This window comes from Klebsiella michiganensis, assembly GCF_015139575.1.
GTDB lineage: Bacteria > Pseudomonadota > Gammaproteobacteria > Enterobacterales > Enterobacteriaceae > Klebsiella > Klebsiella michiganensis.
This window is the reverse complement of the sequence record NZ_AP022547.1, coordinates 5,619,786-5,643,412: the sequence shown is the minus strand read 5'-3', so window position 1 is coordinate 5,643,412 and position 23,627 is coordinate 5,619,786. Positions and strand designations below refer to the sequence as shown.

Genomic DNA, 23,627 nt, shown 5'->3' with positions numbered 1-23,627 from the left:
GGCTACGCCGCTGTTTTGCACAATAGACCCGACAGAGGGGACGCATGACAACCTTAAGCTGTAAAGTGACCTCAGTGGAGGCGATTACCGATACTGTGTATCGCGTTCGATTAGTGCCGGAAGCGGCGTTTTCCTTCCGTGCCGGTCAGTATCTGATGGTCGTGATGGACGAACGCGATAAGCGCCCATTCTCGATGGCCTCCACGCCGTCGGAACAGGAGTTTATCGAGCTGCATATCGGTGCATCTGAACTGAACCTGTATGCGATGGCGGTGATGGATCGAATCCTGAAAGAGCGTCAAATCGAGGTCGATATGCCGCATGGCGAAGCCTGGCTGCGCGATGATGAAGAACGTCCTCTGATTTTAATCGCCGGGGGAACGGGCTTCTCTTACGTGCGTTCGATTCTGCTCACCGCGCTGGCGCGCAATCCGAATCGCGATATCGCCATCTACTGGGGCGGGCGCGAAGCGAAACATCTCTATGACCTGGCCGAGCTCGAAGCGTTAAGCCTGCAGCATCCGGGCCTGCGCGTCGAACCCGTTGTTGAGCAGCCTGACGCCGAGTGGCGTGGCCGTACCGGAACCGTACTCACGGCGGTTCTGCAGGATTACGGTACGCTGGGCGAGCATGATATCTATATCGCTGGCCGCTTCGAGATGGCGAAAATTGCCCGCGACCTGTTCTGCAACGAGCGCGGCGCGCGCGAAGATCGCCTGTTTGGCGATGCCTTTGCGTTTATCTGATAGCCGCTCTGCCGGCATCCGGGCTTTTGGCCCGGATGCTGTTGTTACCGGGCATCGCTGAAGTAAACGTACAGCGGTCGCTCGTTTTCCAGCAAACAGAGCATTTTCCCTACCGGGTTCCCTTCTTTTTCCAGCGTGGCGGCTAGCTGCGTCGCGATATGCTGGCTGCCTATCTTCTCATCATAGCGTTCGGTAGTGATATCGGTGACGGTCAGATCCTTGAACCGCTCGCTTTGCGGATCCTGCGCCATTTTACCGATCCCCCATGAGAGGCAGGCCTGAGCGTTATCCTGTTCGCTGGCGAGCGCTGCGGCAGGGAACGTCGTTAGCAAAAAAATGATGGGGATTATTTTCATGACTCTTCATTATCCTTAATGAGCGTGACGTATCCGGTGATAATAACCGAATAGCGGAAATAAAAAACCCGCCCCTGACAGGCGGGAAGAACGGCAACTAAACCCTCTCTCTTCGCCATTGTCACCATAACTGCGTTGGCTGCATTCATTCACCCGAATCACTTACTATATGTAAGCTCATCGGGATTCATTCACTTGCCGCCTTGTTCTGGCACCAATGGCTTTGAGATGACTCTTTGATTAAACCCGCTCGAATACCGTCGCGATACCCTGACCTAAACCAATACACATCGTCGCCAGGCCGAACTGCGCGTCTTTGCGCTCCATCTGATTGATCAATGTGGTGCTAATGCGCGCGCCGGAACAGCCGAGCGGATGACCCAGGGCGATCGCGCCGCCGTTGAGGTTGATCTTCTCGTCGATCTGTTCCATCAGTCCCAGATCTTTAATGCACGGCAGGATCTGCGCGGCAAAAGCTTCGTTCATTTCGAACACATCGATATCGCTGGTGGAGAGCCCGGCTTTTTTCAGCGCCAGTTTTGACGCGGGAACCGGACCATAGCCCATTATTGACGGGTCGCAGCCGACGACAGCCATCGAACGCACGCGAGCGCGGGGCTTCAGGCCCAGTTCGCGGGCGCGGCTTTCGCTCATTAACAGCATGGCTGCGGCGCCATCGGAGAGGGCGGATGAGGTTCCCGCCGTCACGGTACCGGTTACCGGATCGAAAGCGGGTCTAAGCGCGGCCAGCGCTTCAACCGTTGTCTCCGGGCGAATCACTTCGTCGTAGCTGTAAGACTTCAGCACGCCGTCGGCGTCGTGACCGCCGGTCGGGACAATTTCCGCTTTGAATGCGCCGGATTGCGTCGCAGCCCAGGCGCGGGCGTGGGAGCGAGCCGCAAACTGGTCCTGCATCTCGCGGCTGATGCCGTGCAGGCGCGCCAGCATTTCTGCCGTCAGCCCCATCATTCCGGCGGCTTTGGCGACGTTACGGCTCAGGCCCGGATGGAAATCTACGCCGTGGCTCATCGGGACGTGGCCCATATGCTCTACGCCGCCAATCAGGCATACGCTGGCGTCGCCGGTCATGATCATGCGTGCCGCGTCGTGAAGCGCCTGCATGGAAGAACCGCACAGCCGATTGACCGTGGTGGCGGGTACCGAATGCGGGATTTCCGCCAGCAGCGCCGCGTTGCGGGCAATATTGAAGCCCTGTTCCAGAGTCTGCTGAACGCAGCCCCAGTAAATATCGTCAATCGTGCTGGCTTCAAGGGATGGGTTGCGTGAAAGCAGGCTACGCATCAGGTGCGCGGAGAGATCTTCTGCGCGCACGTGGCGAAAGGCGCCGCCCTTTGAACGGCCCATTGGGGTACGAACTGCATCGACAATGACAACCTGTTCCATTGTGACTCCTTAAGCCTTTTTCAGGTCGCCTGGCGCACGGGCAGGCTCAACCGGTGGATAGTACGGTTCGTTATGACGCGCTTTGCTGCGCAATCCTTCCGGCACGTCGTATAGCGGGCCGAGATGCTGATACTGCTGGGCCATATCGAGATATTTTGCGCTACCGAGCGTATCCAGCCAGCGGAACGCGCCGCCGTGGAACGGAGGGAAGCCCAGGCCATAAACCAGCGCCATATCGGCTTCTGCCGGGGTGGCGATAATGTCCTCTTCGAGACAGCGCACCACTTCGTTGACCATGGGGATCATCATGCGGGCGATAATCTCTTCATCGCTGAAATCACGCTTCGGCTGGCTGACTTCCGCCAGCAGGCTATCGACTGCGGTATCCTCTTCCTTCTTCGGCTTACCTTTACTGTCTTCTTTGTAGCGCCAGAAGCCGAGGCCATTTTTCTGGCCGAAACGGTTAGCGTCGAACAGCGCATCGATCGCATCGCGATAATCTTTCTGCATCCGCTGCGGGAAGCCCGCCGCCATGACCGCCTGCGCGTGATGCGCGGTATCAATGCCAACGACGTCCAGCAGATAGGCCGGGCCCATCGGCCAGCCAAACTGCTTCTCCATCACTTTATCGACTTTGCGGAAGTCCGCGCCGTCGCGCAGCAGCTGGCTGAAACCGGCGAAGTAGGGGAACAGCACGCGGTTAACAAAGAAACCGGGGCAGTCGTTGACCACAATCGGCGTTTTGCCCATTTTGCTGGCCCAGGCGACCACTTTCGCAATGGTTTCGTCCGAGCTTTTCTCGCCGCGAACGATCTCGACCAGCGGCATCCGGTGCACCGGGTTAAAGAAGTGCATACCGCAGAAGTTTTCCGGGCGCTTCAGTACGCTGGCCAACTCGCTGATGGGAATGGTGGAGGTATTCGAAGCCAGCACGGTATCCGGGCGGACTTTGTCTTCCGTTTCCGCCAGCACCGCTTTTTTCACTTTCGGATTCTCAACAACGGCTTCGACCACGACGTCCACGCGTTCAAAGCCGGCGTAATCCAGGGTTGGCTGAATAGTAGAAATGACGCCAGCCATCTTAAGACCGTCGATTTTGCCGCGCTCAAGCTGTTTATTCAGCAGCTTGGCCGCTTCGGTCATGCCCAGCGTCAGCGATTTGTCGTTGATATCTTTCATGACGACCGGCACGCCTTTCCAGGCTGACTGGTATGCAATGCCGCCGCCCATAATTCCCGCGCCCAGCACGGCCGCGTGTTTTGGCGTGTCGATATCTTTCGTCAGCTTCTTCGCTTTTGCTTTGACGTACTGATCGTTAAGGAAGATACCTACCAGCGCACGCGCCTCGTTGGTATGCGCCAGCGGGACGAAACTTTTATTTTCCAGATCCAGCGCTTCTTCGCGACCAAAGCGGGCGGCGGCTTCGATGGTTTTAACGGCGGTAATCGGGGCCGGGTAGTGCTTCCCGGCGGTTTGCGCCACCATGCCTTTGGCGATGGTAAAACTCATCGCGGCTTCAATTTTACTCAGATGCAGCGGCTCCAGCTTCGGCTGGCGCTTCGCCTTCCAGTCCAGGTCGCCTTTAATAGCCTGACGCAGAATCGCGACCGCGCCATCGATCAGTTTTTCATGCTTAACCACGCCATCGACGAGGCCGATTTTTAAGGCCTGTTCGGCGCCAACGTCTTTGCCGGCGGCAATGATTTCCAGCGCGCTGTCCGCGCCAAGCATCCGCGGCATCCGCACCGAGCCGCCAAAGCCCGGCATGATGCCCAGCTTCGTTTCCGGCAGACCAATGCGCAGATCCGGCGTCGCCAGGCGATAATCGGTCGCCAGCACGCATTCGCAGCCGCCGCCCAACGCATAGCCGTTGACGGCGGAGATGGTCGGAACCGGCAAATCTTCCAGGCGATTAAATACGCTATTAGCGAAATGCAGCCACTGGCTGAGCTGTTCTTCGGGAACCAGGAACAGAGAAAGAAATTCGGTGATATCCGCGCCGACAATAAAAGCGGCTTTCTCGGAGCGTAGCAGCAGCCCTTGCAGATCTTTTTGTTTTTCGAGTACGTCCAGCGCTTCACCGAGGCTGGCTACGGTTGCGGTATCGAGCTTGTTGACCGAGCCGGGGGCATCAAATACCAGTTCGGCAATGCCGTCTTCCCGCCAGTCGAGGTACAGGGTGTCGCCTTTGTAGAGCATGTCAGTCTCCTGAATCCAGCAATATGATCTGGTCATACCAGATGAGACGGAGTGTGGATTTTATGTTAAGAAATTGCAAATAAGACTTTAAATAAATGCTGGTCGGATCACACCCGGTAGAGATCACCCCGTTTGAGGTCATTGTGCTAAGATGCGAAGCATCACGATCTCATAAAATCAAAGGATAAATGATGGAATCCCTTGCCGGTCTCTATAAAAATCATATCGTTACCTTACAAGAACGCACCCGCGATGTTCTGGCCCGCTTTAAGCTGGATGCCCTGCTGATCCACTCCGGTGAACTGGTCAACGTCTTCCTTGACGATCATCCGTATCCGTTCAAGGTCAATCCCCAGTTCAAAGCCTGGGTGCCGGTTACGCAGGTCCCTAACTGCTGGCTGCTGGTGGACGGCGTCAATAAACCCAAACTGTGGTTCTATCTGCCGGTCGACTACTGGCATAACGTGGAACCGCTGCCGACCTCATTCTGGACCGAAGAGGTGGATGTGATTGCCCTGCCGAAAGCGGATGGTATCGGCAGCCAACTGCCCGCCGCGCGCGGCAATATTGCCTATATCGGGCCGGTGCCGGAACGTGCGTTGGGGTTAGATATCGCGGCGGATAAAATCAACCCGAAAGGGGCGATCGATTATCTGCACTACTATCGCTCTTATAAAACTGACTATGAGCTGGCCTGCATGCGCGAAGCGCAGAAGTCAGCGGTTAACGGTCATCAGGCCGCTCATGAAGCGTTCCTCTCCGGGATGAGCGAGTTTGATATCAACCAGGCCTATCTGACCGCGACCGGCCATCGCGACACCGATGTACCGTACAGCAACATTGTGGCGCTGAACGAACATGCCTCCGTGCTGCATTATACGAAGCTGGATCATCGCGCGCCGGCGGAATTGCGCAGCTTCCTGCTGGATGCGGGCGCGGAATATAACGGCTATGCGGCGGATCTGACGCGTACCTGGGCGGCGCATGGCGATAGTGACTATGCTCAACTGATTAAAGACGTTAATGAGGAACAGCTGGCGCTGATTAGCACCATGAAGGCGGGCGTGAGCTACGTGGATTATCATGTCCAGTTCCATCAGCGTATTGCCAAACTGCTGCGCAAACATCAGATAGTCAAAGATATGAGCGAAGAAGCGATGGTGGAAAACGACCTGACCGGACCGTTTATGCCACACGGCATTGGTCATCCTTTAGGTCTCCAGGTTCATGATGTCGCGGGTTTTATGCAGGATGATTCGGGTACCCATCTGGCCGCGCCGGCAAAATATCCTTACCTGCGCTGCACGCGCGTACTGCAGCCGCGGATGGTATTGACGATTGAACCGGGCATCTACTTTATTGAATCGCTGCTGGCGCCGTGGCGCGAAGGGCAGTTCAGCAAACACTTCAACTGGCAGAAAATTGAAGCGCTGAAACCGTTTGGCGGTATTCGTATTGAAGACAACGTCGTGATCCACGAAAACAGTATTGAAAACATGACGCGCGATCTGAAACTGGCGTAATGGAAAGCTGGTTGATACCGGCCGCGCCGGCCACCTTTGTGGAAGAGATCAAAAAGAGCCGCTTTATCACGCTGTTGGCGCACACCGACGGCGTAGCGGCGGCAAAGGCGTTTGTCGAGTCAGTCAGGGCGGATCACCCGGATGCCCGTCACCACTGCGTGGCGTGGGTCGCCGGGCCTCCGAATGACTCGCAGCAGCTGGGGTTTTCCGACGATGGCGAACCGGCGGGGACGGCGGGTAAACCGATGCTGGCGCAGCTGATGGGTAGCGGCGTCGGCGAGATAACCGCTGTCGTCGTGCGCTACTACGGTGGTATTCTGCTGGGCACCGGCGGCCTGGTCAAAGCGTACGGCGGCGGTGTGCACCAGGCGCTTGCGCTGCTGACAACACAGCGCAAGACGCCGCTGACCGCGTATACTTTGCAGTGTGAATACGGGCAGTTGGCCGGGATTGAAACGCTGTTGGCTCAGTTCTCAGGGAAAATTGTCGAAAGCGAATATCAAGCGTCTGTTCAGCTGCGCGTGGCGCTTCCTCAGGCTGAAGTGGCGCTATTTTCAGCAAAACTGGCTGATTTTAGTCGCGGTTCGTTGCAATTACTGAAGATTGACGAATAATCCCCACCTGATTTTTTTGCATATCAAAGGAAGCGCCAGAGATGCATTTTCGCGCGATAACCCGAATCGTTGGACTGCTGGTCATTTTGTTTTCGGGGACAATGATCCTCCCGGGATTAATAGCCCTGATATATCGCGATGGTGCGGGGCGGGCGTTTACCCAGACCTTTTTTGTTGCCCTGGCGATCGGTTCGCTGCTGTGGTGGCCCAACCGTCATGAGAAGGGTGAACTGAAATCCCGCGAAGGGTTTCTCATCGTCGTGCTGTTCTGGACGGTGCTCGGAAGCGTCGGTTCGCTGCCCTTTATCTTCTCTGAACAGCCCAGCCTGAGCATTACGGATGCCTTCTTTGAATCCTTCTCGGGTCTGACAACGACCGGGGCAACCACGCTGGTTGGGTTAGATTCGTTACCCCACGCCATTCTTTTCTATCGTCAGATGCTGCAATGGTTTGGCGGGATGGGGATCATCGTGCTGGCGGTAGCGATACTGCCGATACTGGGCGTCGGGGGGATGCAGCTGTATCGGGCGGAAATGCCCGGGCCGCTGAAAGATAACAAGATGCGGCCGCGCATTGCTGAGACGGCGAAAACGCTGTGGCTTATCTATGTCTTACTGACGGTGGCCTGTGCGCTGGCGCTGTGGTTTGCCGGCATGCCGGCGTTCGACGCCATCGGGCACAGTTTCTCGACGATTGCGATTGGCGGATTCTCCACCCATGACGCCAGCGTGGGCTACTTTAATAGCCCAACGATTAACTCCATTATTGCTATTTTCTTGCTGATATCGGGCTGTAACTACGGCCTGCACTTTTCATTACTCAGCGGGCGTAGCCTGAAAGTGTACTGGCGCGATCCCGAATTCCGCATGTTCATCGGCGTGCAGCTCACGCTGGTGGTGGTATGTACCCTGGTGCTGTGGCTGCATGACGTCTACAGTTCGGCGCTCATGACGGTGAATCAGGCGTTCTTTCAGGTTGTATCGATGGCGACAACGGCGGGCTTCACGACCGACAGCATTGCGCGCTGGCCGCTATTTTTACCGGTCCTCCTCCTCTGTTCGGCTTTTATCGGCGGCTGTGCCGGGTCGACTGGCGGTGGTTTGAAGGTTATCCGTATTCTTCTGCTTTTCAAGCAGGGTAACCGTGAGCTTAAACGGCTGGTACATCCTAACGCGGTATACAGTATTAAACTGGGGAACCGCGCGCTGCCGGAACGTATCCTGGAAGCCGTCTGGGGATTCTTCTCCGCCTATGCGCTGGTGTTTATCATTAGTATGCTGGCGATTATCGCCACCGGCGTGGATGATTTCTCGGCCTTTGCTTCGGTCGTTGCGACGCTGAATAACCTTGGCCCTGGGCTGGGCGTTGTGGCGGATAACTTTGCGACGATGAACCCTGTCGCAAAATGGATCTTGATTGCTAATATGCTGTTTGGTCGTCTGGAAGTGTTCACCTTGCTGGTGCTATTTACTCCGACTTTCTGGCGCGAATAACAGGAGTGCCTGTGAAAACTTTGATTCTCTTTTCTACCCGCGACGGACAGACGCGTGAAATCGCCTCCTATCTGGCATCTGAATTAAAAGAGCAGGGGATTGATGCGGACACGATCGATCTCAACCGCACCAATGAAGTGGAGTGGCCCTTATACGATCGTGTCGTCATCGGCGCATCAATCCGCTATGGTCATTTTCATCCCGCCTTAGAACGGTTTGTAAAAACGCATCTTCAGTCGCTGCAGGCGCTACCGGGCGCCTTTTTCTCGGTCAACCTCGTCGCGCGTAAGCCAGAAAAACGAACGCCGCAGACCAACAGCTACACCCGCAAGTTTCTGCTTAACTCGCCGTGGCAGCCGCAGCACTGCGCGGTGTTTGCCGGCGCGCTCCGCTATCCACGCTATCGTTGGTACGATCGGTTTATGATTCGCCTTATTATGAAGATGACCGGCGGCGAAACGGATGTCACTAAAGAAGTGGTGTATACCGACTGGCAGCAGGTGGGCAGATTTGCGCGGGAAATTGCGCAAATGACCAGCAAATAGCGCGTTAAATCACCCTGGTGATGGAAAGTTGAGCGAACGAAAAGTTTTTTGAAATTTCCCCTTGTCACTTCGGAATTACTCCCTATAATGCGCTCCCACTGACACGGAACAACGGCTTACAGCCCGCCGGGTCAGCGGGATTCAGCGATGAATACCGGCAGAGAAAAGCGAAAATAATCGCTTGACTCTGAATGAGGAAAACGTATTATACGGGACCTCGCGACAGAGCGCTGAAGCGCGTCGCAACTGCTCTTTAACAATTTATCAGACAATCTGTGTGGGCACTCAAAGTGACATGGATTCTTAACGTCGCAAGACGAAAAATGAATACCAAGTCTCAAAGAGTGAACACGTAATTCATTACGAAGTTTAATTCTACGAGCATCAAACTTAAATTGAAGAGTTTGATCATGGCTCAGATTGAACGCTGGCGGCAGGCCTAACACATGCAAGTCGAACGGTAGCACAGAGAGCTTGCTCTCGGGTGACGAGTGGCGGACGGGTGAGTAATGTCTGGGAAACTGCCTGATGGAGGGGGATAACTACTGGAAACGGTAGCTAATACCGCATAACGTCGCAAGACCAAAGAGGGGGACCTTCGGGCCTCTTGCCATCAGATGTGCCCAGATGGGATTAGCTAGTAGGTGGGGTAACGGCTCACCTAGGCGACGATCCCTAGCTGGTCTGAGAGGATGACCAGCCACACTGGAACTGAGACACGGTCCAGACTCCTACGGGAGGCAGCAGTGGGGAATATTGCACAATGGGCGCAAGCCTGATGCAGCCATGCCGCGTGTATGAAGAAGGCCTTCGGGTTGTAAAGTACTTTCAGCGGGGAGGAAGGCGATAAGGTTAATAACCTTGTCGATTGACGTTACCCGCAGAAGAAGCACCGGCTAACTCCGTGCCAGCAGCCGCGGTAATACGGAGGGTGCAAGCGTTAATCGGAATTACTGGGCGTAAAGCGCACGCAGGCGGTCTGTCAAGTCGGATGTGAAATCCCCGGGCTCAACCTGGGAACTGCATTCGAAACTGGCAGGCTGGAGTCTTGTAGAGGGGGGTAGAATTCCAGGTGTAGCGGTGAAATGCGTAGAGATCTGGAGGAATACCGGTGGCGAAGGCGGCCCCCTGGACAAAGACTGACGCTCAGGTGCGAAAGCGTGGGGAGCAAACAGGATTAGATACCCTGGTAGTCCACGCTGTAAACGATGTCGACTTGGAGGTTGTTCCCTTGAGGAGTGGCTTCCGGAGCTAACGCGTTAAGTCGACCGCCTGGGGAGTACGGCCGCAAGGTTAAAACTCAAATGAATTGACGGGGGCCCGCACAAGCGGTGGAGCATGTGGTTTAATTCGATGCAACGCGAAGAACCTTACCTACTCTTGACATCCACGGAACTTAGCAGAGATGCTTTGGTGCCTTCGGGAACCGTGAGACAGGTGCTGCATGGCTGTCGTCAGCTCGTGTTGTGAAATGTTGGGTTAAGTCCCGCAACGAGCGCAACCCTTATCCTTTGTTGCCAGCGATTCGGTCGGGAACTCAAAGGAGACTGCCAGTGATAAACTGGAGGAAGGTGGGGATGACGTCAAGTCATCATGGCCCTTACGAGTAGGGCTACACACGTGCTACAATGGCATATACAAAGAGAAGCGACCTCGCGAGAGCAAGCGGACCTCATAAAGTATGTCGTAGTCCGGATTGGAGTCTGCAACTCGACTCCATGAAGTCGGAATCGCTAGTAATCGTGGATCAGAATGCCACGGTGAATACGTTCCCGGGCCTTGTACACACCGCCCGTCACACCATGGGAGTGGGTTGCAAAAGAAGTAGGTAGCTTAACCTTCGGGAGGGCGCTTACCACTTTGTGATTCATGACTGGGGTGAAGTCGTAACAAGGTAACCGTAGGGGAACCTGCGGTTGGATCACCTCCTTACCTTAAAGAACCTGCCTTTGTAGTGCTCACACAGATTGTCTGATGAAAATGTAGCAGTAAAAAATCTCTGCAGGCTTGTAGCTCAGGTGGTTAGAGCGCACCCCTGATAAGGGTGAGGTCGGTGGTTCAAGTCCACTCAGGCCTACCAAATTCGCTCCCGTGCTGCGTTGTGAAATAACTCGCATACTTCAGTATGCTTCGTTCTTCCACGCCTTGCCCGGAATCGAATTACGGTAAATGAGATTAACTACGATGGGGCTATAGCTCAGCTGGGAGAGCGCCTGCTTTGCACGCAGGAGGTCTGCGGTTCGATCCCGCATAGCTCCACCATCTTTACTGCACAACACAAGAAAACTTCAGAGTGTACCTGAAAAGGTTCACTGCGAAGTTTTGCTCTTTAAAAATCTGGATCAAGCTGAAAATTGAAACGACACACAGTTAATGTGTGTTCGAGTCTCTCAAATTTTTGCGACACGACGATGTTTTACGAAACATCTTCGGGTTGTGAGGTTAAGCGACTAAGCGTACACGGTGGATGCCCTGGCAGTCAGAGGCGATGAAGGACGTGCTAATCTGCGAAAAGCGTCGGTAAGGTGATATGAACCGTTATAGCCGGCGATGTCCGAATGGGGAAACCCAGTGCAATTCGTTGCACTATCGTTTGATGAATACATAGTCAAACGAGGCGAACCGGGGGAACTGAAACATCTAAGTACCCCGAGGAAAAGAAATCAACCGAGATTCCCCCAGTAGCGGCGAGCGAACGGGGAGCAGCCCGGAGTCTGAATCAGCTTGTGTGTTAGTGGAAGCGTCTGGAAAGTCGCAGGGTACAGGGTGATACTCCCGTACACTAAAACGCACAGGTTGTGAACTCGAAGAGTAGGGCGGGACACGTGGTATCCTGTCTGAATATGGGGGGACCATCCTCCAAGGCTAAATACTCCTGACTGACCGATAGTGAACCAGTACCGTGAGGGAAAGGCGAAAAGAACCCCGGCGAGGGGAGTGAAAAAGAACCTGAAACCGTGTACGTACAAGCAGTAGGAGCCCACTAGTTGGGTGACTGCGTACCTTTTGTATAATGGGTCAGCGACTTATATTCTGTAGCAAGGTTAACCGTATAGGGGAGCCGCAGGGAAACCGAGTCTTAACTGGGCGTTAAGTTGCAGGGTATAGACCCGAAACCCGGTGATCTAGCCATGGGCAGGTTGAAGGTTGGGTAACACTAACTGGAGGACCGAACCGACTAATGTTGAAAAATTAGCGGATGACTTGTGGCTGGGGGTGAAAGGCCAATCAAACCGGGAGATAGCTGGTTCTCCCCGAAAGCTATTTAGGTAGCGCCTCGTGAACTCATCTTCGGGGGTAGAGCACTGTTTCGGCTAGGGGGTCATCCCGACTTACCAACCCGATGCAAACTACGAATACCGAAGAATGTTATCACGGGAGACACACGGCGGGTGCTAACGTCCGTCGTGAAGAGGGAAACAACCCAGACCGCCAGCTAAGGTCCCAAAGTCATGGTTAAGTGGGAAACGATGTGGGAAGGCCCAGACAGCCAGGATGTTGGCTTAGAAGCAGCCATCATTTAAAGAAAGCGTAATAGCTCACTGGTCGAGTCGGCCTGCGCGGAAGATGTAACGGGGCTAAACCATGCACCGAAGCTGCGGCAGCGACACTATGTGTTGTTGGGTAGGGGAGCGTTCTGTAAGCCGTTGAAGGTGGCCTGTGAGGGTTGCTGGAGGTATCAGAAGTGCGAATGCTGACATAAGTAACGATAATGCGGGTGAAAAACCCGCACGCCGGAAGACCAAGGGTTCCTGTCCAACGTTAATCGGGGCAGGGTGAGTCGACCCCTAAGGCGAGGCCGAAAGGCGTAGTCGATGGGAAACAGGTTAATATTCCTGTACTCGGTGTTACTGCGAAGGGGGGACGGAGAAGGCTATGTTGGCCGGGCGACGGTTGTCCCGGTTTAAGCATGTAGGCGGATGTTCCAGGTAAATCCGGAACGTTACTAACGCTGAGGTGTGATGACGAGGCACTACGGTGCTGAAGTGACAAATGCCCTGCTTCCAGGAAAAGCCTCTAAGCATCAGGTAACATCAAATCGTACCCCAAACCGACACAGGTGGTCAGGTAGAGAATACCAAGGCGCTTGAGAGAACTCGGGTGAAGGAACTAGGCAAAATGGTGCCGTAACTTCGGGAGAAGGCACGCTGATGGTAGGTGAAGCGACTTGCTCGTGGAGCTGAAATCAGTCGAAGATACCAGCTGGCTGCAACTGTTTATTAAAAACACAGCACTGTGCAAACACGAAAGTGGACGTATACGGTGTGACGCCTGCCCGGTGCCGGAAGGTTAATTGATGGGGTTATCCGTAAGGAGAAGCTCTTGATCGAAGCCCCGGTAAACGGCGGCCGTAACTATAACGGTCCTAAGGTAGCGAAATTCCTTGTCGGGTAAGTTCCGACCTGCACGAATGGCGTAATGATGGCCAGGCTGTCTCCACCCGAGACTCAGTGAAATTGAACTCGCTGTGAAGATGCAGTGTACCCGCGGCAAGACGGAAAGACCCCGTGAACCTTTACTATAGCTTGACACTGAACACTGGTCCTTGATGTGTAGGATAGGTGGGAGGCTTTGAAGTGTGGACGCCAGTCTGCATGGAGCCATCCTTGAAATACCACCCTTTAATGGCTGGTGTTCTAACGTGGGCCCCTAATCGGGGTTGCGGACAGTGTCTGGTGGGTAGTTTGACTGGGGCGGTCTCCTCCTAAAGAGTAACGGAGGAGCACGAAGGTCAGCTAATCCTGGTCGGACATCAGGAGGTTAGTGCAATGGCATAAGCTGGCTTGACTGCGAGCGTGACGGCGCGAGCAGGTGCGAAAGCAGGTCATAGTGATCCGGTGGTTCTGAATGGAAGGGCCATCGCTCAACGGATAAAAGGTACTCCGGGGATAACAGGCTGATACCGCCCAAGAGTTCATATCGACGGCGGTGTTTGGCACCTCGATGTCGGCTCATCACATCCTGGGGCTGAAGTAGGTCCCAAGGGTATGGCTGTTCGCCATTTAAAGTGGTACGCGAGCTGGGTTTAGAACGTCGTGAGACAGTTCGGTCCCTATCTGCCGTGGGCGCTGGAGAATTGAGGGGGGCTGCTCCTAGTACGAGAGGACCGGAGTGGACGCATCACTGGTGTTCGGGTTGTCATGCCAATGGCATTGCCCGGTAGCTAAATGCGGAAGAGATAAGTGCTGAAAGCATCTAAGCACGAAACTTGCCCCGAGATGAGTTCTCCCTGACTCCTTGAGAGTCCTGAAGGAACGTTGAAGACGACGACGTTGATAGGCCGGGTGTGTAAGCGCAGCGATGCGTTGAGCTAACCGGTACTAATGAACCGTGAGGCTTAACCTTACAACGCCGAAGATGTTTTGGCGATTTGAGAGATTTTCAATACAGCTTGATACAGATTAAACAGAATTTGCCTGGCGGCACTAGCGCGGTGGTCCCACCTGACCCCATGCCGAACTCAGAAGTGAAACGCCGTAGCGCCGATGGTAGTGTGGGGTCTCCCCATGTGAGAGTAGGGAACTGCCAGGCATCAAACAAGTGAAGAGCCCATCCTGACGGATGGGCTTTTTGCGTTTTTGTCGTTTAAAATTGCCAGATTTTAGTCACGCCATGGTACCTGCTCCCCCTGACAATCAGGAAGCCTTCCCTCGCTATATACGGTAAACTAATGCAGATTTTGCATCTGGAAGCCATTATGAGCCACTCACTTAAGCCCTGGAACACCTTCGGTATTGACCGTTCTGCCAAAGCGATTGTACGCGCCGAAACTGAAAAACAGCTACTGGATGCCTGGCAAAATGCCACCGCAGAGCGCCAGCCAACCCTGATCCTTGGTGAAGGAAGCAATGTTCTGTTCCTGAAGGATTATTCCGGTACGGTCATTATCAACCGTATTATGGGGATAGAAGTGAGTGAAACATCTGACACGTGGCATTTGCATGTTGGTGCAGGAGAAAACTGGCATCAGCTGGTCCAGTTTGCGTTAAATAACGGAATGCCGGGCCTGGAAAATCTTGCTTTGATTCCTGGCTGCGCCGGCTCCTCGCCGATTCAAAATATTGGTGCTTACGGCGTTGAATTACAGAAAGTTTGCCGCTACGTCGACTGCATTGAGTTGGTCACGGGTGTGAAACAGCGTCTTTCCGCTGCTGAATGTCGCTTTGGCTACCGGGACAGTATTTTTAAACATGAATATCAGGACCGCTACGCCATTGTGGCGGTTGGTTTGACGTTGCCAAAAGCCTGGCAACCCGTTTTGACCTACGGTGATTTAACCCGGCTCGATCCGCAAACCGTTACCCCGCAGCAGGTATTTGACGCCGTCTGTCATATGCGCATGACCAAACTCCCCGATCCAAAAGTGAATGGAAATGCGGGGAGCTTCTTTAAGAACCCGGTCGTTAGCGCGGACAAGGCGCAAGCGCTGCTGGCGACCTATCCGGGTATCCCTCACTACCCTCAGCCGGATGGCAGTATGAAACTTGCCGCCGGCTGGCTTATCGATCAATGCCAGCTTAAAGGTAAAGTGATGGGTGGCGCAGCGGTGCATAGCCAGCAGGCGCTGGTATTGATCAATCAGCATCAGGCAACCAGTGAAGACGTGGTTGAGCTGGCTCATTACGTACGCCAGCAGGTTGGTGAGAAGTTTAATATCTGGTTACAGCCGGAAGTGCGCTTTATCGGTGAAACGGGTGAAGTTAATGCCGAGGAGACCATCGCATGAAAGACTACACCGTTCCTTTGACGCTAATATCGATCCTGGCCGACGCTGAATTTCACTCAGGTGAACAGCTTGGCGAGCGTTTAGGGATGAGTCGGGCAGCAATCAACAAGCATATTCAAACGTTACGCGATTGGGGAGTCGACGTATTTACCGTTCCGGGTAAAGGCTACAGTCTCCCTGAGCCTATCCAGCTTCTGGATGAAGAGCAGATCGCCAGGCAGATCGAGCATGGCCGGGTAACCGTACTACCGGTGATTGATTCCACGAACCAGTATCTTCTGGACAGACTTAGCGAACTGCAATCGGGTGATGCCTGCGTGGCTGAGTATCAGCAGGCAGGTCGCGGCCGCCGCGGGCGCAAGTGGTTCTCGCCGTTTGGTTCTAACCTTTACCTTTCAATGTACTGGCGACTGGAGCAGGGCCCTGCTGCGGCTATAGGTTTGAGTCTGGTCATTGGGATCGTCATTGCCGAGGTGCTGCAAAGCCTGGGGGCGGATAAAGTTCGGGTGAAATGGCCAAACGATCTCTATTTACAGGATCGGAAGCTGTCCGGGATCCTGGTGGAACTCACGGGGAAAACCGGCGATGCTGCGCAGATAGTCAGCGGCGCGGGGATCAACCTCATGATGCGCCGGGTGGAGTCTGATGTTGTCAATCAGGGTTGGATCAGCCTCCAGGAGGCAGGGATCTCTATCGATCGTAATACGTTAGCGGCTTGTCTGATTAAAGAGCTGCGGGCAGGATTTAAACTTTTTGAGAATGAAGGTCTGGCACCCTATCTCACCCGCTGGGAAAAGCTCGATAACTTTATTAATCGACCGGTTAAACTTATTATTGGCGATAAAGAGATCTTTGGTATTTCGCGAGGTATTGATGCTCAAGGCGCATTATTACTGGAGCAGGACGGGATGGTAAAACCCTGGATTGGCGGTGAGATATCATTGCGCAGCGCTGAATAAAAAAAGGGGAGCTAACGCTCCCTTTTTTATTTTCTTAAACGCACCTGATTCACAGAGTGGTTTGCGCTTTTGGTCATTATAAGGCTGGCTCGCTCACGCGTTGGTAGAATGTTCTCTTTTAAATTCAAAAGATTAATCTCATTCCACAGCGATGTGGCAATATCAATTGCTTCATCTTTAGACAGCTGAGCATAGCTATGAAAATAGGAGTCCGGGTCGGTAAACGCGCCTTCGCGGAATTTCAGAAAACGATTGATATACCAGTTTTTTAGCAGTTCTTCAGGCGCATCAACGTAAATTGAAAAATCAACGAAGTCCGAAACAAATACATGATGCGGATCGTGTGGATAATCCATGCCGCTCTGCAGAACATTTAATCCCTCAAGAATTAATATATCAGGCTGCGTGACGGTTTTATCCCCATCAGGAATGACGTCGTAAATCAGATGTGAATAAACCGGAGCCGTAGCGTCAGGAACGCCGGATTTCAGGTCTGAGACGAATTTAACCAGGCGATGCATGTCATAAGACTGCGGGAAGCCCTTCTTCTTCATCAGGCCGCGTTCTTTCAATACCGCGTTAGGATGCAGAAAACCATCTGTCGTGATTAATTCTACATGTCGATGTTCAGGCCAGCGGCTCAGCAATGCTTGCAGCACGCGCGCGGTAGTGCTCTTCCCGACCGCCACGCTACCCGCAATGCTAATGATGTAAGGAATACGTTGGCCGTTGGTGCCAAGGAATTGTTCCAGTACAGCCTGGCGGCGCAGATTAGAGCTGATATAGAAATTGAGTAAACGCGACAGCGGCAAATAAATTTCCGCTACTTCTTCCAGGGAAAGATCTTCGTTGATGCCTTTTAACCGCGTGATTTCTTCTTCTGTTAGCGTCATCGGAACGGAATCACGAAGCGCAGCCCATTGGTCGCGGTTAAATTGTAGATACGGTGTCATTAACGTTTGCTCTTTTAGGCTCATAAGCATGCTCTTGCAACCGCCGAATTACATGAAGGCGGGGTGCTTCACACTAGTTAATCAGGACAATGGGCAGGAGGGTAACACCAGATTGCGAGGAATAATAAGAAAAAAACTCATTGAATGATGCTTTCTAAAGGTAGCATCACAGAGATGAATGGTTTGGTAAGGGGATATAAAGTTCTTAGCAGAGACCCGTGGGTTATTCATTGAATCGGGTGGTCAGGTGATGGGGTATCGATGCCGCTTTAGCGACTTCACTCTACTTTTTGCCCTCCTCGGCAACTCTATCCGTGAGGATGATTGGCGTATTTTTGTCCTGCTCTGTTTGAAATTACACCATTTTTTCTCGTTTGAGCACAAAATGTGAGCAATAGAACATTTTCTGCAATTTTTTAGTTGCATGAACTCGCAGGTCTCCCTAGAATGCGCGCTACTTGATGCCGACTTAGCTCAGTAGGTAGAGCAACTGACTTGTAATCAGTAGGTCACCAGTTCGATTCCGGTAGTCGGCACCATCAAGTGCCTGGTGGGGTTCCCGAGCGGCCAAAGGGAGCAGACTGTAAATCTGCCGTCATCGACTTCGAAGGTTCGAATCCTTCCCCCACCACCATCTTTCGGCAACGCTTTGCGAAGCCAGAGTTGATTGGTTAAACTGGTCAGCTCAAACAAAAAAAGAGACGCTTCTCTTTTTTTTGTTATAGAAAGAACTGGGTAGCCGAGTTTCAGGATGCGGGCATCGTATAATGGCTATTACCTCAGCCTTCCAAGCTGATGATGCGGGTTCGATTCCCGCTGCCCGCTCCAAACGTGCTGATATGGCTCAGTTGGTAGAGCGCACCCTTGGTAAGGGTGAGGTCCCCAGTTCGACTCTGGGTATCAGCACCACTTCTTTATCTCTCCTCCCCTGTTTCTCTCTTGTTTATTGCATTCAACAAGTCGGGCATGTTGCCCGGTTGATGTGGTGATATCACCGATTTATCCGTGTCTTAGAGGGACAATCGATGTCTAAAGAAAAGTTTGAACGTACAAAACCGCACGTTAACGTCGGTACTATCGGCCACGTTGACCATGGTAAAACAACGCTGACCGCTGCAATCACTACCGTTCTGGCTAAAACCTACGGTGGTTCTGCTCGCGCATTCGACCAGATCGATAACGCGCCGGAAGAAAAAGCTCGTGGTATCACCATCAACACTTCTCACGTTGAATATGACACCCCGACTCGCCACTACGCGCACGTAGACTGCCCGGGCCACGCCGACTATGTTAAAAACATGATCACCGGTGCTGCGCAGATGGACGGCGCGATCCTGGTTGTTGCTGCGACTGACGGCCCGATGCCGCAGACTCGTGAGCACATCCTGCTGGGTCGTCAGGTAGGCGTTCCGTACATCATCGTGTTCCTGAACAAATGCGACATGGTTGATGACGAAGAGCTGCTGGAACTGGTTGAAATGGAAGTTCGTGAACTTCTGTCTCAGTACGATTTCCCGGGCGACGACACTCCGATCGTTCGCGGTTCCGCTCTGAAAGCGCTGGAAGGCGACGCAGACTGGGAAGCGAAAATCATCGAACTGGCTGGCTACCTGGATTCTTACATCCCGGAACCAGAGCGTGCGATTGACAAGCCGTTCCTGCTGCCGATCGAAGACGTATTCTCCATCTCCGGTCGTGGTACCGTTGTTACCGGTCGTGTAGAGCGCGGTATCATCAAAGTTGGCGAAGAAGTTGAAATCGTTGGTATCAAAGAGACTGCGAAGTCTACCTGTACTGGCGTTGAAATGTTCCGCAAACTGCTGGACGAAGGCCGTGCTGGTGAGAACGTCGGTGTTCTGCTGCGTGGTATCAAGCGTGAAGAAATCGAACGTGGTCAGGTACTGGCTAAGCCGGGTTCTATCAAGCCGCACACCAAGTTCGAATCTGAAGTGTACATTCTGTCCAAAGACGAAGGCGGCCGTCATACTCCGTTCTTCAAAGGCTACCGTCCGCAGTTCTACTTCCGTACAACTGACGTGACTGGCACCATCGAACTGCCGGAAGGCGTAGAGATGGTAATGCCGGGCGACAACATCAAAATGGTTGTTACCCTGATCCACCCGATCGCGATGGACGACGGTCTGCGTTTCGCAATCCGTGAAGGTGGCCGTACCGTTGGCGCGGGCGTGGTTGCTAAAGTTCTCGGCTAATTGCTGATAACATTTGACGCAATGCGCAATAAAAGGGCATCATTTGATGCCCTTTTTGCACGCTTTCACACCAGAACCTGGCTCATCAGTGATTTTTTGGGTCATAATCATTGCTGAGACAGGCTCTGAAGAGGGCGTTAAGTCCGAAACGCAGCAGAGCATTTCGGTTTGGTCGCCTCGCATTTCATGCGGGGTGAAGTTATTTGTCTGAATTCTTGTGACAGGTTGGTTTATGAGTGCGAATACCGAAGCTCAAGGGAGCGGGCGCGGCCTCGAAGCGATGAAGTGGACAATCGTAGTCGTGCTGCTGGTTGTGGCCATCGTCGGCAACTTCCTTTATCGTGACATTATGCTGGCAGTGCGTGCGCTGGCTGTAGTGATTCTGATCGCTGCAGCGGGCGGTGTCGCGCTGTTAACGACAAAAGGTAAGGCGACAGTCGCCTTCGCTCGTGAAGCGAGAACCGAAGTCCGCAAGGTGATCTGGCCGACTCGCCAGGAAACGTTGCATACCACGCTGATTGTTGCCGCAGTGACTGCCGTAATGTCACTGATCCTGTGGGGACTGGATGGTATTCTGGTTCGCCTGGTATCCTTTATCACTGGCCTGAGGTTCTGAGATGTCTGAAGCTCCTAAAAAACGCTGGTACGTCGTTCAGGCGTTTTCCGGTTTTGAAGGTCGCGTAGCTACCTCGTTGCGTGAACATATCAAATTACACAATATGGAAGAGTTGTTTGGCGAAGTCATGGTGCCGACCGAAGAAGTGGTCGAAATCCGCGGCGGCCAGCGTCGTAAAAGCGAACGCAAATTCTTCCCGGGCTACGTGCTGGTCCAGATGGTGATGAACGACGCGAGCTGGCACCTGGTGCGCAGCGTACCGCGTGTGATGGGTTTCATCGGCGGTACATCTGACCGTCCGGCACCGATCAGCGACAAAGAAGTCGACGCGATCATGAACCGTCTGCAGCAGGTTGGCGATAAGCCGCGGCCGAAAACGCTGTTTGAGCCGGGTGAAATGGTTCGCGTTAGCGACGGTCCATTTGCCGACTTTAACGGTGTGGTTGAAGAAGTGGACTACGAGAAGTCTCGTCTGAAAGTGTCCGTTTCTATCTTCGGTCGTGCGACGCCGGTTGAGCTGGACTTCGCTCAGGTAGAAAAAGCCTAACAGCCGATCAAAAAAGCAACGTTTTAATCGTTGCATGAGGCGCGGAATTGACATACAATTTCGCGCCTTTTGTTTTTATGGGTCTGATTCCCATAAAGCGATATTTATCACGGGGAGCCTTTTTAGGCGCTACACCCAAACGAGGAAATTTACATGGCTAAGAAAGTACAAGCCTATGTCAAGCTGCAGGTTGCAGCTGGTATGGCAAACCCGAGTCCGCCGGTTGGTCCAGCACTGGGTCAGCAGGGTGTGAACATCATGGAATTCTGCAAAGCGTTCAACGCAAAAACTGAATCCCTGGAAAAAGGTCTGCCGATCCCGGTTGTTATTACCGTTTACGCTGACCGTTCTTTCACCTTCGTTACCAAAACTCCGCCGGCAGCAGTTCTGCTGAAAAAAGCGGCTGGTATCAAGTCTGGTTCCGGTAAACCGAACAAAGACAAAGTAGGTAAAATTTCCCGCGCTCAGCTGCAGGAAATCGCGCAGACCAAAGCTGCCGACATGACTGGTTCCGACATTGAAGCGATGACTCGCTCCATTGAAGGTACTGCACGTTCCATGGGCCTGGTAGTGGAGGACTAAGAAATGGCTAAACTGACCAAGCGCATGTCCGTGATTCGTGACAAAGTTGATGCGACCAAACAGTACGACATCAACGAAGCCATCTCTCTGCTGAAAGAACTGGCTACTGCTAAGTTCGTTGAAAGCGTTGATGTTGCCGTTAACCTCGGCATCGACGCGCGTAAATCTGACCAGAACGTCCGCGGCGCGACCGTACTGCCGCACGGTACTGGCCGTTCAGTTCGCGTAGCCGTATTTGCCCAGGGCCCGAACGCTGAAGCAGCTAAAGCTGCTGGCGCAGAGCTGGTAGGTATGGAAGATCTGGCTGACCAGATCAAAAAAGGCGAAATGAACTTTGACGTTGTTATTGCTTCCCCGGATGCAATGCGCGTTGTTGGCCAGCTGGGCCAGGTTCTGGGTCCGCGCGGCCTGATGCCAAACCCGAAAGTGGGTACCGTAACGCCGAACGTTGCTGAAGCGGTTAAGAACGCTAAAGCAGGTCAGGTTCGTTACCGTAACGACAAAAACGGCATCATCCACACCACCATCGGTAAAGTGGATTTTGACGCTGATAAACTGAAAGAAAACCTGGAAGCTCTGCTGGTTGCGCTGAAAAAAGCAAAACCGACTCAGGCTAAAGGCGTGTACATCAAGAAAATCAGCATCTCCACCACCATGGGTGCTGGCGTTGCCGTTGATCAGGCTGGTCTGAGCGCTTCTGCGAACTAAGATTAGCTTTACGTGGGCGGTGAATTTGTCTACAATCTTACCCCCACGTATTCTGCTTATAGCAGACGTATAGCCGAGATATTCAGGCTGTGGCAAGGCGACAACTGAGTGAATCGCCTGGAGCATATTAACTATGTGACTGGTGTGAACGAAGGTAGTCAATGCCGCCACAGATTGAATAGCGACGGATAGACAAGATTTGTTCGTTGGAGCCTGGCCTATCCAGGCCTCCGTCGAAGACCGCAGGTGTTTCGCAAGAGACTTAATGCCCTGCGTAGACGGTGACAGAACGCTAAGATTATTTTTGGATACTCTGGCTTGTTTCTGCTCACCGTATTAAGACGCTCTTCTCTTTGAGTCGAGTGAAGTGAGTTCCGGAGCATGAGCTCTGGCAAACATCCAGGAGCAAAGCTAATGGCTTTAAATCTTCAAGACAAACAAGCGATTGTTGCTGAAGTCAGCGAAGTAGCCAAAGGCGCGCTGTCTGCAGTAGTTGCGGATTCCCGTGGCGTGACTGTAGACAAAATGACTGAACTGCGTAAAGCAGGTCGTGAAGCTGGCGTATACATGCGTGTTGTTCGTAACACCCTGCTGCGCCGCGTCGTTGAAGGTACTCCTTTCGAGTGCCTGAAAGACACGTTTGTTGGTCCGACCCTGATTGCATACTCTATGGAACACCCGGGCGCTGCCGCTCGTCTGTTCAAAGAGTTCGCGAAAGCGAATGCAAAATTTGAGGTCAAAGCCGCAGCCTTTGAAGGTGAGCTGATCCCGGCGTCGCAAATCGACCGCCTGGCAACTCTGCCGACCTACGAAGAAGCAATTGCACGCCTGATGGCAACCATGAAAGAAGCTTCGGCTGGCAAACTGGTTCGCACTCTGGCTGCTGTACGCGATGCGAAAGAAGCTGCTTAATCGCAGTTGTCTTTGTAAAGCATTCGCTTACGTATAAACTTATTCTGATATTCAGGAACAATTTAAATGTCTATCACTAAAGATCAAATCATTGAAGCAGTATCCGCTATGTCCGTAATGGACGTTGTTGAGCTGATCTCTGCAATGGAAGAAAAATTCGGTGTTTCCGCTGCTGCTGCTGTAGCTGTAGCTGCTGGCCCGGTTGAAGCTGCTGAAGAAAAAACTGAATTCGACGTAATTCTGAAAGGTATCGGCGCTAACAAAGTTGCCGTTATCAAAGCAGTACGTGGCGCAACTGGCCTGGGTCTGAAAGAAGCTAAAGACCTGGTAGAATCTGCTCCGGCCGCTCTGAAAGAAGGCGTGAGCAAAGATGACGCTGAAGCACTGAAAAAATCTCTGGAAGAAGCTGGCGCTGAAGTTGAAGTTAAATAAGCCAATCTTTCCGGTTGCAGCCTGAGAAATCAGGCTGATGGCTGGTGACTTTTTAGTCACCAGCCTTTTTGCGCTGTAAGGCGCCAGTAGAATTTCACACT

18 protein-coding genes, 6 tRNA genes and 3 rRNA genes are annotated in these 23,627 nt (G+C 53.1%); 23 read left to right on the top strand and 4 right to left on the bottom strand.

Translation table 11 applies throughout. The features are described 5' to 3' along the window. The first annotated feature begins 44 nt into the window (after positions 1 to 44). Positions 45 to 746, top strand: coding sequence for an NAD(P)H-flavin reductase (gene fre, locus JLG71_RS26380; RefSeq protein ID WP_014227484.1), 702 nt, complete (start codon positions 45 to 47; stop codon positions 744 to 746). A 44-nt stretch (positions 747 to 790) separates the two neighbouring features. Here fre and JLG71_RS26375 read toward each other — a convergent pair whose 3' ends face one another. The 3 genes from JLG71_RS26375 to fadB all read right to left on the bottom strand — a co-directional run bounded on the left by JLG71_RS26375 (position 791) and on the right by fadB (position 4,705). Continuing rightward, on the bottom strand, positions 791 to 1,102 hold the full coding sequence (locus JLG71_RS26375) for a hypothetical protein (protein ID WP_025108389.1): 312 nt from the start codon (positions 1,100 to 1,102) through the stop codon (positions 791 to 793). A 240-nt stretch (positions 1,103 to 1,342) separates the two neighbouring features. Then, positions 1,343 to 2,506 (bottom strand): acetyl-CoA C-acyltransferase FadA, encoded by a 1,164-nt coding sequence (gene fadA / locus JLG71_RS26370; protein ID WP_004097616.1) that lies wholly within the window; start codon positions 2,504 to 2,506, stop codon positions 1,343 to 1,345. A 9-nt stretch (positions 2,507 to 2,515) separates the two neighbouring features. Next, positions 2,516 to 4,705, bottom strand: a complete 2,190-nt coding sequence (gene fadB, locus JLG71_RS26365; RefSeq protein WP_187228838.1) for a fatty acid oxidation complex subunit alpha FadB — start codon at positions 4,703 to 4,705, stop codon at positions 2,516 to 2,518. A gap of 191 nt (positions 4,706 to 4,896) precedes the next feature. On the opposite strand from fadB, the gene pepQ reads away from it, so the two are divergent. The 11 genes from pepQ (at position 4,897) to birA (ending at position 16,566) form a co-directional block, all read left to right on the top strand. Further along, on the top strand, positions 4,897 to 6,228 hold the full coding sequence (gene pepQ, locus JLG71_RS26360; RefSeq protein ID WP_009652560.1) for a Xaa-Pro dipeptidase: 1,332 nt from the start codon (positions 4,897 to 4,899) through the stop codon (positions 6,226 to 6,228). Beyond that, positions 6,228 to 6,842, top strand: coding sequence for an IMPACT family protein (locus tag JLG71_RS26355; RefSeq protein ID WP_014227487.1), 615 nt, complete (start codon positions 6,228 to 6,230; stop codon positions 6,840 to 6,842). Before pepQ ends, JLG71_RS26355 begins: the two co-directional genes overlap by 1 nt. 41 nt (positions 6,843 to 6,883) lie before the next feature. Continuing rightward, positions 6,884 to 8,335: a Trk system potassium transporter TrkH gene (gene trkH / locus JLG71_RS26350; protein WP_200913901.1), complete on the top strand. Its 1,452-nt coding sequence runs from the start codon at positions 6,884 to 6,886 to the stop codon at positions 8,333 to 8,335. Positions 8,336 to 8,346: 11 nt separating this feature from the next. Further along, entirely contained in the window at positions 8,347 to 8,880 is a 534-nt protein-coding gene (hemG, locus tag JLG71_RS26345) for a menaquinone-dependent protoporphyrinogen IX dehydrogenase (protein ID WP_025108385.1), read from the top strand. A gap of 392 nt (positions 8,881 to 9,272) precedes the next feature. Further along, positions 9,273 to 10,812: ribosomal RNA gene (locus JLG71_RS26340) — 16S ribosomal RNA — on the top strand. Between the two features lie 71 nt (positions 10,813 to 10,883). Then, positions 10,884 to 10,960: transfer RNA gene (locus tag JLG71_RS26335), tRNA-Ile, on the top strand. Between the two features lie 106 nt (positions 10,961 to 11,066). Next, positions 11,067 to 11,142 (top strand) — tRNA-Ala (locus JLG71_RS26330). Between the two features lie 178 nt (positions 11,143 to 11,320). After that, positions 11,321 to 14,226: ribosomal RNA gene (locus JLG71_RS26325) — 23S ribosomal RNA — on the top strand. Between the two features lie 70 nt (positions 14,227 to 14,296). Further along, a 5S ribosomal RNA gene (gene rrf, locus JLG71_RS26320) occupies positions 14,297 to 14,412 on the top strand. The 16S, 23S and 5S rRNA genes sit together here with 2 tRNA genes alongside, the layout of an rRNA operon. A gap of 166 nt (positions 14,413 to 14,578) precedes the next feature. Next, positions 14,579 to 15,607 (top strand): UDP-N-acetylmuramate dehydrogenase, encoded by a 1,029-nt coding sequence (murB, locus tag JLG71_RS26315; protein ID WP_064375892.1) that lies wholly within the window; start codon positions 14,579 to 14,581, stop codon positions 15,605 to 15,607. Continuing rightward, positions 15,604 to 16,566, top strand: a complete 963-nt coding sequence (gene birA / locus JLG71_RS26310) for a bifunctional biotin--[acetyl-CoA-carboxylase] ligase/biotin operon repressor BirA (RefSeq protein WP_014837096.1) — start codon at positions 15,604 to 15,606, stop codon at positions 16,564 to 16,566. Before murB ends, birA begins: the two co-directional genes overlap by 4 nt. A 26-nt stretch (positions 16,567 to 16,592) precedes the next feature. Here birA and coaA read toward each other — a convergent pair whose 3' ends face one another. Next, positions 16,593 to 17,543 (bottom strand): type I pantothenate kinase, encoded by a 951-nt coding sequence (gene coaA, locus JLG71_RS26305; RefSeq protein WP_014227490.1) that lies wholly within the window; start codon positions 17,541 to 17,543, stop codon positions 16,593 to 16,595. A 439-nt stretch (positions 17,544 to 17,982) separates the two neighbouring features. Between coaA and JLG71_RS26300 the strand changes: the two genes are divergently transcribed. From JLG71_RS26300 to rplL, 11 genes are all read left to right on the top strand, one after another. Next, positions 17,983 to 18,058, top strand: a tRNA-Thr gene (locus tag JLG71_RS26300). A gap of 10 nt (positions 18,059 to 18,068) precedes the next feature. Next, a tRNA-Tyr gene (locus JLG71_RS26295) sits at positions 18,069 to 18,153 on the top strand. A 119-nt stretch (positions 18,154 to 18,272) separates the two neighbouring features. Then, a tRNA-Gly gene (locus JLG71_RS26290) sits at positions 18,273 to 18,347 on the top strand. 5 nt (positions 18,348 to 18,352) lie between these two features. After that, a tRNA-Thr gene (locus tag JLG71_RS26285) sits at positions 18,353 to 18,428 on the top strand. A gap of 116 nt (positions 18,429 to 18,544) precedes the next feature. Then, on the top strand, positions 18,545 to 19,729 hold the full coding sequence (tuf, locus tag JLG71_RS26280) for an elongation factor Tu (protein ID WP_004097636.1): 1,185 nt from the start codon (positions 18,545 to 18,547) through the stop codon (positions 19,727 to 19,729). A 232-nt stretch (positions 19,730 to 19,961) separates the two neighbouring features. After that, a complete protein-coding gene (secE, locus tag JLG71_RS26275; protein ID WP_004097638.1) occupies positions 19,962 to 20,345 on the top strand; it encodes a preprotein translocase subunit SecE in 384 nt (127 codons plus the stop codon). Position 20,346: 1 nt separating this feature from the next. Continuing rightward, positions 20,347 to 20,892, top strand: a complete 546-nt coding sequence (gene nusG, locus JLG71_RS26270; protein WP_002438628.1) for a transcription termination/antitermination protein NusG — start codon at positions 20,347 to 20,349, stop codon at positions 20,890 to 20,892. A 153-nt stretch (positions 20,893 to 21,045) separates the two neighbouring features. Continuing rightward, positions 21,046 to 21,474, top strand: coding sequence for a 50S ribosomal protein L11 (gene rplK / locus JLG71_RS26265; RefSeq protein WP_004097640.1), 429 nt, complete (start codon positions 21,046 to 21,048; stop codon positions 21,472 to 21,474). A 3-nt stretch (positions 21,475 to 21,477) separates the two neighbouring features. Next, positions 21,478 to 22,182 carry a 50S ribosomal protein L1 gene (rplA, locus tag JLG71_RS26260; protein ID WP_004097642.1) on the top strand — a complete coding sequence of 235 codons (705 nt, stop codon included), beginning with the start codon at positions 21,478 to 21,480 and terminating at the stop codon, positions 22,180 to 22,182. 414 nt (positions 22,183 to 22,596) lie between these two features. After that, positions 22,597 to 23,094 (top strand): 50S ribosomal protein L10, encoded by a 498-nt coding sequence (gene rplJ / locus JLG71_RS26255; protein WP_004097644.1) that lies wholly within the window; start codon positions 22,597 to 22,599, stop codon positions 23,092 to 23,094. Positions 23,095 to 23,160: 66 nt separating this feature from the next. Beyond that, complete coding sequence (rplL, locus tag JLG71_RS26250) at positions 23,161 to 23,526, top strand: 50S ribosomal protein L7/L12 (protein ID WP_004097645.1); 366 nt, start codon at positions 23,161 to 23,163, stop codon at positions 23,524 to 23,526. Positions 23,527 to 23,627 lie beyond the last annotated feature (101 nt).